The sequence below is a fragment of the Rhizocola hellebori genome, assembly GCF_016862955.1.
GTDB classification, from domain to species: domain Bacteria; phylum Actinomycetota; class Actinomycetes; order Mycobacteriales; family Micromonosporaceae; genus Rhizocola; species Rhizocola hellebori.
On record NZ_BONY01000051.1, the window covers coordinates 1 to 14,135 of the forward strand.

The 14,135-nt window shown below is 68.2% G+C and carries 17 protein-coding genes and 1 pseudogene; 8 read left to right on the forward strand and 10 right to left on the reverse strand.

Annotated features, from left to right (window positions below):
• Positions 1–208: pseudogene (locus tag Rhe02_RS32530) on the forward strand (HNH endonuclease signature motif containing protein); the annotation flags it as partial.
• Positions 209–491: 283 nt separating this feature from the next.
• On the opposite strand, the gene Rhe02_RS32535 reads toward Rhe02_RS32530, so the two are convergent.
• Both Rhe02_RS32535 and Rhe02_RS32540 read right to left on the reverse strand, forming a co-directional pair.
• Complete coding sequence (locus Rhe02_RS32535; RefSeq protein ID WP_203912263.1) at positions 492–959, reverse strand: hypothetical protein; 468 nt, start codon at positions 957–959, stop codon at positions 492–494.
• Between the two features lie 80 nt (positions 960–1,039).
• Positions 1,040–1,516 carry a hypothetical protein gene (locus Rhe02_RS32540; RefSeq protein WP_203912264.1) on the reverse strand — a complete coding sequence of 159 codons (477 nt, stop codon included), beginning with the start codon at positions 1,514–1,516 and terminating at the stop codon, positions 1,040–1,042.
• Between the two features lie 175 nt (positions 1,517–1,691).
• Here Rhe02_RS32540 and Rhe02_RS32545 point away from each other — a divergent pair, with 175 nt between their 5' ends.
• From Rhe02_RS32545 to Rhe02_RS32565, 5 genes are read left to right on the forward strand one after another with little or no spacing between them, the layout of a single operon-like run.
• Entirely contained in the window at positions 1,692–2,525 is an 834-nt protein-coding gene (locus Rhe02_RS32545) for an amidohydrolase family protein (RefSeq protein WP_203912265.1), read from the forward strand.
• On the forward strand, positions 2,522–3,826 hold the full coding sequence (locus Rhe02_RS32550) for an enolase C-terminal domain-like protein (protein ID WP_203912266.1): 1,305 nt from the start codon (positions 2,522–2,524) through the stop codon (positions 3,824–3,826). The genes Rhe02_RS32545 and Rhe02_RS32550 overlap by 4 nt, the downstream gene beginning before the upstream one ends.
• Before the next feature lie 29 nt (positions 3,827–3,855).
• Positions 3,856–4,542 (forward strand): GntR family transcriptional regulator, encoded by a 687-nt coding sequence (locus Rhe02_RS32555; RefSeq protein ID WP_203912267.1) that lies wholly within the window; start codon positions 3,856–3,858, stop codon positions 4,540–4,542.
• Between the two features lie 35 nt (positions 4,543–4,577).
• Positions 4,578–5,156: a CGNR zinc finger domain-containing protein gene (locus Rhe02_RS32560; RefSeq protein ID WP_203912268.1), complete on the forward strand. Its 579-nt coding sequence runs from the start codon at positions 4,578–4,580 to the stop codon at positions 5,154–5,156.
• The gene (locus Rhe02_RS32565; RefSeq protein WP_203912269.1) at positions 5,156–5,545 is read left to right on the forward strand and encodes a RidA family protein; all 390 of its coding nucleotides are present in this window, start codon (positions 5,156–5,158) and stop codon (positions 5,543–5,545) included. The genes Rhe02_RS32560 and Rhe02_RS32565 overlap by 1 nt, the downstream gene beginning before the upstream one ends.
• Positions 5,546–5,599: 54 nt before the next feature.
• Here Rhe02_RS32565 and Rhe02_RS32570 read toward each other — a convergent pair whose 3' ends face one another.
• Positions 5,600–6,643, reverse strand: a complete 1,044-nt coding sequence (locus Rhe02_RS32570) for a trypsin-like serine peptidase (protein WP_239124202.1) — start codon at positions 6,641–6,643, stop codon at positions 5,600–5,602.
• Positions 6,570–8,102 carry an O-antigen ligase family protein gene (locus tag Rhe02_RS50125; RefSeq protein WP_239124203.1) on the reverse strand — a complete coding sequence of 511 codons (1,533 nt, stop codon included), beginning with the start codon at positions 8,100–8,102 and terminating at the stop codon, positions 6,570–6,572. Before Rhe02_RS50125 ends, Rhe02_RS32570 begins: the two co-directional genes overlap by 74 nt.
• Before the next feature lie 72 nt (positions 8,103–8,174).
• Between Rhe02_RS50125 and Rhe02_RS32575 the strand changes: the two genes are divergently transcribed.
• A complete protein-coding gene (locus tag Rhe02_RS32575; RefSeq protein ID WP_239124204.1) occupies positions 8,175–8,708 on the forward strand; it encodes an AAA family ATPase in 534 nt (177 codons plus the stop codon).
• A gap of 49 nt (positions 8,709–8,757) precedes the next feature.
• Entirely contained in the window at positions 8,758–9,819 is a 1,062-nt protein-coding gene (locus tag Rhe02_RS32580; protein ID WP_275412660.1) for a porin PorA family protein, read from the forward strand.
• 7 nt (positions 9,820–9,826) lie between these two features.
• Here the strand turns inward: Rhe02_RS32580 and Rhe02_RS32585 are convergent, their stop codons facing one another.
• The 6 genes from Rhe02_RS32585 to Rhe02_RS32610 are packed head-to-tail and all read right to left on the reverse strand — an operon-like array spanning position 9,827 to position 14,134.
• On the reverse strand, positions 9,827–11,104 hold the full coding sequence (locus Rhe02_RS32585; protein WP_203912272.1) for a D-alanyl-D-alanine carboxypeptidase family protein: 1,278 nt from the start codon (positions 11,102–11,104) through the stop codon (positions 9,827–9,829).
• On the reverse strand, positions 11,101–11,850 hold the full coding sequence (locus tag Rhe02_RS32590; RefSeq protein WP_203912273.1) for a hypothetical protein: 750 nt from the start codon (positions 11,848–11,850) through the stop codon (positions 11,101–11,103). The genes Rhe02_RS32585 and Rhe02_RS32590 overlap by 4 nt, the downstream gene beginning before the upstream one ends.
• The gene (locus tag Rhe02_RS32595) at positions 11,847–12,101 is read right to left on the reverse strand and encodes a hypothetical protein (protein WP_203912274.1); all 255 of its coding nucleotides are present in this window, start codon (positions 12,099–12,101) and stop codon (positions 11,847–11,849) included. Before Rhe02_RS32595 ends, Rhe02_RS32590 begins: the two co-directional genes overlap by 4 nt.
• Before the next feature lie 17 nt (positions 12,102–12,118).
• Positions 12,119–12,829: a hypothetical protein gene (locus Rhe02_RS32600; protein WP_203912275.1), complete on the reverse strand. Its 711-nt coding sequence runs from the start codon at positions 12,827–12,829 to the stop codon at positions 12,119–12,121.
• On the reverse strand, positions 12,826–13,830 hold the full coding sequence (locus tag Rhe02_RS32605) for a hypothetical protein (RefSeq protein WP_203912276.1): 1,005 nt from the start codon (positions 13,828–13,830) through the stop codon (positions 12,826–12,828). Before Rhe02_RS32605 ends, Rhe02_RS32600 begins: the two co-directional genes overlap by 4 nt.
• Complete coding sequence (locus Rhe02_RS32610) at positions 13,823–14,134, reverse strand: hypothetical protein (RefSeq protein WP_203912277.1); 312 nt, start codon at positions 14,132–14,134, stop codon at positions 13,823–13,825. Before Rhe02_RS32610 ends, Rhe02_RS32605 begins: the two co-directional genes overlap by 8 nt.
• Position 14,135: the final 1 nt, after the last annotated feature.

Below are 14,135 nucleotides of genomic sequence, written 5' to 3' on the forward strand. Positions count from 1 at the left end.
AGTCCCGGCCCGCCGCTGCGACCTGGACCACACGATCAGATACACCGATGGCGGCCGCACCTCCCACGACGACCTCGCGGCCCTGTGCGGCCGCCATCATCCGATGAAAGATGAGGGCGGCTGGCAACTGCACCAACCAAAACCAGGCCACTTCATCTGGCTCAGCCCACTCGGCCGTATCTACCACATCGGCCCCGAACCGCCATAGCCGCCATCGCCGTTGCCTCGTCGACTAGACGCCAAGGAACTCGACGTCATTACCGCGCCGCCGTCGTGCACCCCTGGAGCTTCGAGGTTCTCGAGCCTGGATGGCCGGCGTTGTCGGTGCGCCCTGGGCTTCGGGGTTCTCGAGGTGCGCGGGATGACCGGGCGCTGTCATGAATCATGGCTTCCGGGGTTCCCGGTGCGCTGCGAGATTGACCGCCGGGCGGTGGGTCCAAAGTGGAGAGCGGCCGCCGCTCGCGGGAGAGCGGCGGCCGCAGTGGGGGATCTCAGACGTGGATTGACCGGGTGGGGCCGGTTTCCCACGAGGTCCAGGCCGAGGTGACCGGGCCGCTGGTGACGCGGAAGCGCACCCGCTGGAACACCTCTTCATACATGTCGGTGAAGTCGTCGGTGTCGGACAGATTGGTGGTCACGGTCCGGGTGATGCTTCCCGCCCCGCCCAGGAAGCTGCTGTTCAGGACACTATCGCCGAGGTAGTCGTCGGCGGACAGGCCGCTGTCGGCCTCCCAGCGGTGCTGCTCGATTTCGATCTCGACACCGCTGACACAGGTCACGTCGATTTCCCAGGCGATCCGCTTGATGCCGCTGTCGCTGAAATCGCCGTTGTGGTACGGCTTGATCGGGGTGACGGTGCAGCCGTTGCTGGTGGTCGAGGCGTGGGCGGGGGCGACCAGGCCGAAGGTGGACGCCAGGGCGGCGGCGAGGACGAGGCCTGCTTTCTGCGAGCGTTTCATTGCTGCTCCTCAAGGTGAAGGGCGGCCCGGTTTGGGTCGCGCCATCACCATGCGGCCCGCCTCTTACGGCGGCATCATGGTCACGTCAGGGGACGCCGTCCGGCGGCGGCCAGCAGCGCGATCACAGCCACGCACAGCCCGGCCACCACCGGTACGGCCCACAGCAGCGGGCCAACCTCGCCGCCTTCGATGGACGAGGCGGCGAGGAACAAGAAGTACAGCGCGCTCAGTCCGCTGAACAGCTGGGCCAGCCGGCTGGCCAAACCGCGACCGGCCTTTAGCGAGAAAGCCAAAACCACGGCAATCAGCGCCAGCGCTCCGAAGAAGACGACGGCTTCGCCTGCCTCGTCGGGCCCGCCGAGGACGGCGGCGATGAGGACGAGCATTGTTGCCGCATACGCGAATAGCGCGAGCCGCGCGAAAACCAGTGGGCGTGGCGCGGGGGTGGCCGCAGGGGCCGGCGTGCGCAGCTGGCGAAGGGCGAGCAGGGTTCCGGGGATCGAAAGCAGCAGGGCGGCGGCGCCCATGGCGATGCTCAGCATTTCGGCAGGGGACATGGCCAGAAGTGTCCCATCGGGACGCACACTTGACTATGGGATGGTCCCGGCGGTGCACATCTATGAAATATCCTATAGGATAAACAAGACGCCCGGGCTGATCGCCGCGCCGGCTGCTGCCATGCATTTAGGCGCGGCGATCAGCCCTGGCTTTTGGTGAGCTGGAGGCGAATGCATGATTGTTGATGCGCATCACCATCTTTGGACCGCGGACTATCCGTGGCTCAGCGATGCGGCGCTGCAGGCCATCCGGCGTGACTACACCGTCTCAGATCTGCGCGCGCACCTTGGCGCGGCAGGCGTTCACCGCACCGTCCTGGTCGAAGCGGCCCTGTGCGAGGACGTGGAAACCACCCGCATGCTCGCGCTCGCGCAACAGACACCCGAGATCGCGGCCGTGGTCGGGTGGGCATCGCTGAGCGATCCGGCGCTGCCGGAAAAGCTTGCCGCGCACCGTGCGGGCCCGGGCGGGGGGCTGCTGGCCGGCATCCGCGACCAGGTGCAGAACTACGCGGCGGGCGACCTGGACCGGCCCGAGGTTCAGAAAGGCTTGCGGCACATAGCTTCCGCGGGTCTGGTCAACGAGCTTGTGGTGCGCTGCGACCAGCTGCCCGCGGTGGCCCGCGCCGCTCGCGCGCTGCCCGAGTCCAGTTTCGTCCTCGACCACCTGGGCAAGCCGCGGATAGCCGCGGGAAGCGAGGGACTGGACGAGTGGCGGGAACGTATCCAATTGGTAGCCGACTGCCCCAATGTCGTGGCAAAGCTTTCCGGCCTGGTGACCGAGGCCGACTGGAACACTTGGAGTGTCAAGGACCTGGCGCCCTTCGTCGAGACGGCCATGGAGCTGTTCGGCGAAGACCGGCTCATGTTCGGCTCCGACTGGCCGGTCTGCGAGCTTGCCGCCACCTATGAGGAAGTCGCCGAAATGTTCGAGACCCTCCTCGGCGGCCGGCCGGCCGGCGTTTTCGGCGGCACAGCAGTGCGTGTCTACCGGCTGGAGGCCGAATGAAAATCGTGGCAGTCGACACCTATGACATCCGCTTCCCGACCTCACTCGAGCTTGACGGCTCCGACGCGATGAACCCCGATCCCGACTACTCGGCCGCCTATGTGGTGCTGCGAACCGACAGCCCGGTGGAGGGGCACGGGTTCACCTTCACCATCGGGCGCGGCAACGAGCTGGCCCGGGCGGCCATCGACACGCTGGCCCCGTTCGTCATCGGACAGGGTGTGGACGACCTCGGCGGGTTCGCGCGGCGGCTCACCCACGACTCGCAGATCCGCTGGCTCGGCCCGGAAAAGGGGGTCATCCACCTGGCCGCGGCCGCCCTCATCAACGCGGCCTGGGACCTGCGCGGCAAGGCCGAGGGCAAGCCGGTGTGGCGGGTGCTCTCGGAGATGAGCCCGCAGGAACTCATCGATCTCGTGGACTGGCGCTACCTCACCGATGCGCTCACCCCGGCCGAGGCCTACGACCTGCTCAAGGCCGCCGAGCCGGGGCGGGCGGAACGCGCGGAAACCCTTGTCCGCCTTGGCTATCCGGCCTACACCACGTCGCCGGGGTGGCTGGGCTATGACGACGCGAAGGTGGCTCGCCTCGCGTCGGAAGCGGTCGATGCCGGGTACCAACAGATAAAGCTCAAAGTGGGCGCAGATCTCGACGACGATGTGCGCCGCCTGGCCCTGGCCCGCGCGACGGTAGGCCCTCAGATCCGGATAGCGGTCGACGCCAACCAGCGCTGGGACGTGGCCGAGGCGATCGCGTGGATGACGGCGCTGGCCCCCTACGACCCCTGGTGGATAGAGGAACCGACCAGCCCCGATGATGTGCTCGGCCATGCCGACATCCGCGCGGCCCTGGCCACCGCGGGCCCGGGCGGCGCACCGGTGCGGGTGGCGACGGGCGAGCATGTGGCCAACCGGGTCGTCTTCAAGCAGCTGCTGCGGGCGCAGGCGATCGATTTCGTTCAGCTCGACGCGTGCCGGGTCGGCGGGGTCAATGAGAACGTGGCGATCCTGTTGCTGGCGGCCAAGTTTGGCCGTCCGGTCTGCCCGCACGCCGGGGGAGTGGGGCTGTGCGAGCTGGTGCAGCATCTGTCCATGTTCGACTATGTGGCGGTCAGCGGGGACATGACCGATCGCGTGATCGAATATGTCGACCATCTGCACGAGCATTTCGTGGAGCCGGTGGTCATCCAAAATGGTTGCTATCGTGTGCCCCAAGCGCCGGGCTTCTCCGCGCAGATGCTGCCGGAGTCGCTTGCCCGTTACGAGTTCCCAGACGGCGAGGCGTGGCGACCCGGGCGCTGAACAGCGGTTTTATCCTATAGGATATATACATGGCACCGTTGACCCCGGGCTCCGCGCCTATACCGCGCCTGCGTCGATCCACCCTGGGCGATGACGTCTACGAGACGATCACCGCGTTGATCATGCAGCACACCCTCGCCCCGGGCGACCGCATCAACATAGACGCCCTTGCCCGTCAGCTTGAGGTTTCGGCCACCCCGGTTCGCGAGGCGCTCGCCCGCCTCGAATCGGATGGCCTGGTGCGCAAGCGGGCCCTCGCTGGATACACGGTCAGCCCGCTGCTGACGCGCGAGGAGTTCATGGACATGTTCGACATGCGGCTGGTACTGGAAGGTGCCGCCGCCCGATGGGCATCCTCGCGCGCCGAGGAAGCCACCCGGGACCGCATCGTCGGCGAGGCCGCCTCCACGGCCGCCCTGCGCGACGACGCCGACGGCTGGCAGGCGCACGCCGCTTTCACCAAGCTCGACGCCCAGTTCCACGACCTGATCGCCGCCGCGGCCGGCAACCCCCTGCTGCGCGACGGAATCGCTCGCCTGCACTCGCACCTGCACATCCACCGCCTCTACTTCCCCTTTGCCCAGACCGAGACCACGGGCGAAGAGCACCAGCGCATAGCCGCGGCCATCCGCGCGGGCAACCCGGAAGCGGCCGAGACGGCGATGCGCGACCACCTCACCGCCGCCCGCGAACGCCACCTGGCCGCCTTCGGCTAGCCGCGCGAAAGGATGTAACCAGTTATAGTGGTTTCATGGCGGGAGGGACGTGGCTGGTCGACAAGGCGGGGACGCGCTGGTTCTTCGAGTCGGGGGCGCTGTCGCTGGATTTCGGCTACACCGGCGACTACGGCTATGGCGTGGCCGCGTGGGAGCACCTGCATCAGCCCGGCGATCTCACCGAGTGGCTGACGGAGCGGTTCGGCGAGCTGTCGCGTCCGGTTACCCAGGCCGAGTTTGCTCGGGCGCTGGTGCTGCGAGCCGCTATCACCGGCATCGCCCGTGCGCTGGCCGGCGATGAACAGCCCAGCCCGCCGGACATCGATCTGATAAACGAGATTGGCTCCGGCGCCGACATCGCGCCGTTCCTGCCCGGTGGCATCCGGGAGAAGGGGCCGCCGAGCGTGGCCCGTGCCCTGTCCACGATCGCTCGGGACGCCGTTGCGGTGTTCAGCGCCGGGCCGGGCCGGGTAAGGCATTGCGATGCCGGCAACTGTGCGCTGATTTTCCTTGACACCTCTCGGCCCAACTCACGCCGCTGGTGCTCCATGCAGCGTTGTGGCAACCGCACCAAGGTTCGTGTTCACCGTTCCAAACACAAGGAGGTCTCCTGATGAGCACCGTCACCCACATCAATCCGCCAGAGTTGCACACCAATCCGGCCTTCTCCCAAGGCACCCTGGTCGAGGCTGGGCCGACCCTCTACATCGGAGGCCAGAACGGCGTTGACGCCGACGGCAACATTGTCGCCGGGGGCATCGCCGAGCAGACTACGCAAGCCATGAAGAACCTGCTCGCGGTTCTCGCCGCGGCCAAGGCCGGTCCTGAGCATGTGGCAAAGATGAATGTCTACCTGGTGGCCGGCGCTGACGTCAACGCGGGCTTTGCCGCGACCAGGCAGGTCTGGGGCGATCAGCCCACGGCCATCACGGTGATATCGGTGGCCAGCTTCGCCCGCCCCGGGATTCTGGTCGAGATCGACGCGATCGCCAGAATTCCGTGACACCGCTTCGATGCTGGGGGCGGGCCGCCGGAATGCCGGCGGCCCGCTTACGGGTTACGGGGTGTTGTCGATCAGGCTGGCGATCTCGTTGTAGATGAGGTGCGCCTTGGCGCCCTGGTTGCTCGGGCAGCCGCCGAGGTGGTGCAGGGCGAGCACGCGGTGGTTGGCCGACAGCACGGGCGAACCCGAGTTGCCGCCGGAGGTGTCGCACGAGTAGGACATGTTGTAGGTGTTGAAGTTCCCGCTGCGCACGGTGCAGTTGGCGCCGCCCTGGGTGTTGTCGTAAATGGACAGACGCTTGGCGGTGCCGTCGCCGTGGCCGGGAATGTAGATGCGCTCGCCGGTGGTGGCGGCCCGCGTCTCAAGGTAGAGGGTGCCAAAACCCTGAATGGCGGCGAAATTATTCACCGAATAGAGGGCGTAGTCGAGCATGCTCGAGCCACCGGCGCTCACCTGGATCAGCTGGGCGCCGCTCACCTTGGTGCCGGCGCCCGGGTTGTTGCCGCCGCACGTGGCGCACTGGAAGTTGAACTGCATCTCGCTGGCCGCGACGACGGCTTGGGTGGAGAAGCAGTGTTTGTTGGTGAGCATGCGGTTGGTGTCGCCCACCCGCCACGTCGTGCAGGAGCCACCGCCGCCGATGAGCAGCTTGGCCACGGCACGCGAACGCGCGTACTCGGTGGGGTGGCTGGTCTGGTAACAGACCACGTCGCGACGCGCGTCGGTGCTGCACACGCTGAGAATGCCCGGGTTGTGGGCAAGGATCTCGTCAGAGGTGTACCCGCGCCAGTACCCGTCGATGCGGACCTCGCCCTTGCCGCTGCGGGTCACCACCGCGGTGTCGCCATCGATGGAAAGTGCGGCAAAACCTTTACGGCCGTGGATCGTGTAGTCGGCGTCGCCGGCTTGCGGAACGCCGTGATAGGTGTGCACCTCGGTCTTCGCGGGATTGGAGACCGTGATGAACTCGTCGGGGCGCAGGTTGACGGCGCTGAAGTGCACCTTGATGTAGGTCGCGCCGGGCTCATGGATCACATGACCGGACGCTTGCGACTCGATGACGACATTGGCCGCCTTCTCCTCGCCGATCTGTGTCACCTGCGCTTGTTCCGGTTGCTGCGCGGCAGCCTGGCCCGGGTTGGCTAGGAATGTTGCGCCAGCCAGCGCCACCACGGTCAGTAGCTTCGCTGTTCGCATAAAGCGATCCTCCTCGATATAGATGGGTGCGGATAGTATCGAGGCCGAGGAGGCCGAACAGCAATGGGGCGAACATGGGGCTTTCCAGCGCGGGGGAGAAGACGGCCACCACGACGGCGAAGGCGAGCGCGGCGACAGCCGCCGGGCGATGCCGAAGCCGGCGGGCGAGCATCGCGAGCCAAAGCAGGTAACAGCCCAGGCCCACCAGGCCGAGCTCCACCATCAGGTGAAGCCAGAACGAGTCGACCGTCTTGCCGTGAAAGCCGAACAGGTCGAACCCGTTCGGGCCCAGCCGCGGGTGCCGGTGCCAGTCAGGGTCGGTTTGCAGGGCCACTATTCCGCCGAAGGTGCCCGCCCCGTAGCCGAGCACCGGGCGTCGCGCCAGCAGCCGGAAGCTTTGCTGCGCATAGAGAATCCGGATTTCGCGGTCCGGCCCGGGATGCCGGCACGGGCTGCCCACGACACCGTCCTGTCTGGGCTGGGGCGGGCCGCAGACGGGCAGGGCCGGGTCCGGCTCGGGTCGCTCGTGGGCGATGGGCAGACCCATCGCGTCCACCACACCCCACATGCGCCGCTGCACCTCCGTGCGCACGCCGTGGGACAAGACGATCGGGATCGCGGCCAGCGCCACCACCGCCAGGAACCCCGCGCACAGGTGCCGCAACGGCAGCCGCCTCATCGCCGCGATGATGACGCAGCCGGCCGCCACCCCGAACAGCGACTCACGCGATTGGCTCACCGCCAAGCCGGCGGCGAAAAGCGCGGCCAGCGCCCACCAACGCCGTTTGTCCGCCACCGCAAGCACCGCGAGCAGAGCCAGCCCGGCCAGGTGGCCCAGGTCGTTGGGATGGGCGAACAGGCCCTGGGCGCGATGGATTTGGGCCGTGCTCAGATCTGTCCAGCCGAGCGCGGTGTAGGCGGGTGGGCCGAGCGTCACCTGCACCACGCCGATGACGCAGTTGAGCGCTGCCCAACCGCCTGCTATCCACAGCACGGCGCGGATCCAGGTGGCCGAGGGGGCGAGGGCGCGGATGGCATAGAAGACGATGACGCTTCTGAGGTACACAAAAAATGCTTGCCCGATAACAAGAGGCGCCGCTGATCCGGCGACTCCGGACAGCACGATGACGACCGCAAGGGCGGCTAGCGCAAAGTCTGCGCCCGTGCGGAATTCCCGCCACCTGCGCTGCCTGGTGATCAGGGTGGCGGTGGCCGCCAGCAGGAGGAGATAGACTCCATTTTTGATGGTTTTGAGGGATTCGGTGTGGGTGAGCGCCTGGATCCAGGACTCGGTCAGCACCACCAGCAACAGCAAGACGAGGGTTACTGACAGCACGCGTCTGAGCACAGAATTGCGCATGCGAACCTCCCCCGTGTCGCTGTCGGTCTACATTGGAACCCATCCCCGCAACCGGTGTCGAAAGGTTCAGCCGTGCCAAAGTTGATCTTCCTCAATGGCCCGGGTGGGTGCGGCAAGTCGACGCTGGCCAAGCGCCATGCCGACGAGTTCGCGCCCGCGCTGAACCTCGACGTCGACCGGGTTCGTGACCTGATCGGAGGCTGGCGCGAAGACCCCTCCGCGGCCGGCCTGCTGGCTCGGGCGATCGCGCTGGCAGGGGCGCGCACCCACCTGGCCGCCGGCCACGACGTGATCGTCCCGCAGCTGGTGGCCCGGCCTCAGTTCCCCGACCAGCTGCAGGAGCTGGCCGGGGAGATGGGCGTGGGCTATTACGAGATCGTGTTGATGGACAGCAAGCCCAACGCCCTGCGCCGGTTCGCGGAACGCAACCGTCTCGTGCCCGGGCATCAGCCGGTGGACGAACAGGAGCTGGCAGCCATGTACGACCGGTTGCTCGCTTTCCTGGCTACGCGGCCCCATGCCCAGCTCATCGCCAGTGAGCACGGCCAGCCCGACGCCGCCTATCGCAGTTTGCTCGCGTTGCTGACGGCCCCGTTTACCAGATAACTGTGCGATTACCGGCTAACCTCCTCAAAGATGTCTATCTGGGACATGGATGCGAGGGGGCGCAGTGCAACAGACCGATGGGCAGGTTAAACGGGGGAACAGATGGGCTATACCGGTCGCGATCCTGGGGGCTGTGCTCGTGGTCGCGGCAGGGATCCTCTACTGGGTGGTGGTTCCCAACCGCAAGCAGATGCCGGCCGACACCAACACCACCCGGCAGCTGGAGGGGACGGCGCGGGTGCTGCTCAACCCGCAGGCGCTCGCCTCGGGCGACCTCGGCGGCGCGCTGCTGGCCAACCTGCCGGTGAAGGCGGACCGCACGGTCAAGGTGCTGGCCACCGATGGAAGCGCGGCGCAGGTCTCGGACACGCGGGTGCTGATGACCGCCAACGGCCAGACCGTCGGCAGCAGCGAGGTCACCTACGCCGTCGACCGCAAGTCGCTGGAGGCGGTGGCGAACCCGCCCTCAGGCTGGCAGGTCACGCCCCATGAAGGGCTGACCGTCAGCTGGCCCATCGGCGCGGGCAAGCAGGACTACACGGCATGGGTCAACGAGACCAAGTCGACAACACCGGTCAAGTTTGTGCGCGAGGAGGACAAGGCCGGAGTCTCGACCTACGTCTACGAGGCCGACGCCCCGGCCTCGCCGATCAAGGACGAGCAAACCCTTGCCACCCTGCCCAAGGCGCTGGGCGCGTCGGCCCTGGCGGCGCTGGCGGGCCGCCTCCCGCTGCCGGACGCCGTGAAATCCCAACTGGCGCAGGCGCTGCCGCTGCTCGGGGATCCGGTGCCGCTGACCTACAGCTACCAGGTGAAGTCCACCTATTGGGTGGAGCCCACGACCGGCCTGGTCGTCGACACCCAGCGCGAAGAGGTCCGCAAGGCCACCTTCGCCGGGGGCCAGCTGGCCGCCCCGGTCTACGACGTGGAAACCCATTTCAACGCGGCGAGCGTGGCCGCGGCGGCCAAGGATGCCAAGGACAAGAGCAGCAGCATCAACACCTTTTCCAAGACCCTGCCGCTGGTGCTGCTCATTCCGGGTCTGCTGCTGCTCGTGGTCGGCATCATCGGCATGCTCACCGGCCGCCGCCGCCCGGAGGCGACCGGGTGAGCGAGCGTTACCGAGGGCGGTAGGTCCAGTGCCAGGGTTCGGGGGTGTAGTCGTTGAAGAAGCCGTAGCGGGCGGCGTTGTTGCGCAGCCATCGCGAGGCGTCCGCCTCGCCCCGGACATCGAGGTCCACCGACAGGCCCCAGCCGTGGTTGCTCGCGCCCGGTGGGGCGGCCCGGTTTCCGTCGTGGTTGCGGTAGAGGTCGTAGTAGTAGCTCTGCTCGGCGTAGGTGCGGTAGCCGCTGTTGACCCGCAGATCGACGCCGTCCGCGCGGGCGGCCGCGTCCATGCGCCGGAAGTGCTGGGCGGCAACGGCTGTGAGCTTCTCGCCCTGGCCCACCGCGACCAGCTTGCTTTCGGGCAGACGCCCGTTGGGGTAGCGGCGCAAACCCGGCGGCACGATGTCGCCGTAGTTCATCTGCTTCGGCGCGGGTAGCGCGGGCACCCTCGGCTGGTCGTGGTGGCGCTGGCGGGGCGCGCCCGCCGCGGTGCGGAAGCCACCGGCGACAAGCGCCTCGAGCACGGCCGCCTCGGGCAGACCGCTTCGGCCGTGGAGGTTCTTCAGATACAGCACCATGTCCTCGAGGCCCAGCCGGTGGTTGTCGCCGTCGACGGCCGCGGCGAGGCGGCGGATGCGCTGGATGAGGTGGGCCTCCCAGTCGAGGTGGCGCATCACCAGCGGCAGCCCGGCCGGGCCGGTGACCGCGCCGAACAGGGCGTTGAGATAGGTGGCGTGGACGCCGGTCAGGCGCAGGTCACCCGCGACGTCCTGAACCTGGCGCAGGCTGTGCGCGACGCGGGTGCGGCTGGTGTCCATAAGGGACTCGAACTTGGCCAGTTCCTTGAGCGAGAAGACGATGCGCCCGCCGGAGGTGGCCGAGTGGTGTTTGCCGGACGGGCTGGGGCCGGGGCTGCTGCCGAGATGCTGGACCGCGGCCCGGGCGCGGGGCAGGAAGCGAACGTGGCGATGGTATTTGTAGGCCGCCCATGGCATGAAATTGTGGTCTTCGCTGTAAATCTCGAAGGCGTGCTTGGCATTCGTGCGCGGGTCGAGGTTGGCCTTGGCGTCGCGCTGCCGTCCCGTGCCCAGATCGGCATGCAGCGACCGGATCTGCCAAAGCCCGATGGAAGGCCCCCATTTGGAGTTCTGTATGTCCACATCGCCCGGCACGCCCGGCCTGCCGCCGGACTCGGCGATCGCGACGGCGACGGCGGTCACCAGCGCCTGGCCGCGGAACCCGGCCGCGTGAGCGTGTTCGGCGATGGCGACATCGCTGAGGGTTTTCATACCGGCGTCTCCAATTCAGCGATCGCGGTGCGCAGATCCTCGACACGGACAGCGCAGACGGCGACGGTGGGCGCGTTGTCGCCGTCCGGCGAGGTGATCAGACGCCAGAGCCCGGCGGCACCGCAGTCCAGCCACCACAGCTCGTCCAGCGCGAAGGTGTCGTCGTCGATGCGGTGGGCGGCCCGGATGACGACCTCGGTGCGCTGATTGTCCAATGCGGACAGAAAGACCGCCCGCTCGGCTACCCCATTGAGCAGATCCGCGGCCACCAGCGGCTCGCCGGCCTGGTGGTGCAGGCGGACGCGGTCGAAGACGAAGGCGGGCAAGGTGAAAGCCGTGTCGAGCGCGACGTCGGCCGCGGGCAGCAGGTCGGCCAGCTCCGGCCGGGACCCGCACGCGTTCAGCTGCCAGACATCGGGCTCGCGCTCGACGAGATGCACTCCGCCCTCGCCGCACCAGGCCGCGATTTCACGGCGGGTCCCACTGCCGGCGACCCGGCATTCGATTTCCAGGATTGTGGTCGCCTGGCGCAGCGGGGAGAAGATCTGGTCGACAGCGGCGGTGACCCGTAAGGCATTCGGGCCGCCGAGACTTACCGCGCCGCGTGCCAGCAGAACCCTTGCCGCCACCACGTCGGCGACCATCTCATCGCCGGCGTGCCAGGTGCTGTCGAGGCTGGGTGGCAGGGCGGTGCCGGAAAGCCTTGCCAGGAGCCGCAACTCGTCCGTGGCGTAGGCGGCGCTCATGCCGTGGCCTCATGCCGCGCAGCCGTGGCCGCCGCGTCCTCCAGACGCCGGGCGAGCAGGTCGAGCAGATCGCGCTGCTCGGCAATCTCGCTTTCGCGGCGCCGCACACTGCGCTCGAAGCGCTCCGACGCCGGGCCCTGCCAGACGCGGTGGGCTAAGGCTTGGCGCAGATCGTGGTGAACATCGGTGAGCCGCCTGACCTCGACGCGAAGCCGCTGCGCGCCGCGCTCGAACTCCTGGGATGTGCTCATCTGCCAAGTGTCGGATGTCACTGCCCCGCAACGGAATGGGAAGGGCTTCCGGTGAGGACGCTCGCCACCGCCTCGCGCAGCTGCCCGACCGGCCGAGCGTATAGCCGGCCGTCAAGGCCGTCGCCGTCGGGCTCGACACTGGCCAGCCAGGCCTGGCCCGACCTGCCCACGACCAGAGCCGCGGTCGCCATCTCCACCGAGATTTTGATGATTTTTGCTGCGTACGAGTAATCGCGAACCGCTGACACAAAAGGATTGTCGGCCGAGTCGAGCTCGGAGTAGCGCATCCGCAGTGGGCGGTCACCGGGCTTGGCGAGCGGGGGCGGATCGAGCTGGGCCAGCACCGCATCGAGCAGCGGGAGCCGGACCTCGCGAAGGTGGTGGACCCCGTCGGGATCGGCGCTGTGCACCACGATTGAGCCGTCACACTCGCAGACCGCGGCCATTGCGGAGGAGCCGGGCGTGCGCACCCGCACGATGACGGTGACCTGCGCGGCCAGCCGGCAATGCAGCAGCGGCTGGAAGACGGGCGCCACCGCCGGGCCGTGCGGGCCGTCCACCACAACTCCGCGTAGCGCCAGCGATCGGAGCAGGCGCGCGGCGACCAGACCCCGATGCTCTTCGGGCGCCGCGGCGACCAGGGTCGGCCCGGTGTCGGGAAATGGCGCGCCGCTGAGCCCGAAGGCGAGCGCGTCGAGCTCATCGGCGGTGGCGTGCAACGTGTTCACAGCAGGCCGCCGATGGCGCTGAGGGCATCGCCCGCCGCGTCGACGGCGTCGCCCGCGGCGTGCACGATCTCGTCGCCCTTCTCGAACACCACGTAGTCGATCGCGTCGGCGGTGAGCACCGCGGTGTCCAAAGTGGCCAGCACGCTCGCGTCGACGAGTTTGTCGGCGGCCGCGCCGGGCGGCCCCGCCACCAGAAGCACGTCGCTGGCCAGGTGGATGGAGGAGGAACCGGTCGAGGTGGCGTCGCGCGCGAACTCGAGCACGCCGCGTACCCCGTGATGCTGCTGGGTTTTCAGCGCCCGCACATCGACGACGAGCGCTGCCGCCGAAGCACCGGGCACGGCATAGGCCACCAGCCGGCGGGCTCGGCCTGCGCCCTTGCCGTTGCCGGCTATCCGCTCGGCCCAGCCGGGCTTGGAAACCTTTGGCCTGGGCGGGATTTTGAGCTTGTCGTGCACTTTGATCGTGTACCAGTTGACGACATAGCGCAGTTGCCACGATGCCCGATCGATGCGCTTGAACGTGGTGAGGTTGCGATAGTAGGAGCGGGCCATGCCCGGCAGTTTGGAGCCGGTGAGGTCCTCGCCGAACAGGTCCACCCCGATGCCGGTGATGCGGGTGCCGCGCCGGGCATGGGAGTCGCGCTGCCCGAGCTGACGGCGCAGCTCCCGCTCGTCGCGGGCGAAGTGGATGGCGGTGTTGAGTTTCTTGGTCGTCCAGGCCGCGGCATCTGTTGCCGCCAATGCGGTTACCACCCCGGCGAGCCACCGGGCATCGGCGCGCAGGCCCGCTGTGCCGGCGACCAGCTTGCCGGCCAGCGATTGGCAGATCTGCGCCACCTCGTCACCGGCATCGGGCAACCCGGCGCAGTCCCGGCCGGCGGCCCGCACACTGCCCGCCGCTTCGCTCAGCGCTCCCGCCGCGCTGTTCAGGGTCACCGCGATGCCGCGGATGTCGTCCAGGTCGAAGACGTAGCGCGCGACCGCGTTGTTCTCAAGCATGGCCCGCCCGCCATTCGTCATAGCGCTGCTGGAATTGGCGGCTCAGCCGGTCGAGCTCCTCGGCGGTCTGGCTGAGGCGGCGGGCCGTTTCGCGCAGACCCTCGCCCAGATCCTGGGTGCGGTCCTTGAACCGGGCCGCGGAGGGGCTCTGGAACTTGGCCAGGGCCACCGCGCGCCCGATGCGGCCTTCTGTCCCGGAGATGCGGATCGCCACCGATCGCAGCACCGCCGCGTTGGTCGACGCCGTCGTGGCGTATTCGGCGTACCGGCTGGCGTCAACGCCTGCACTGTCTCTGGCTAGCATT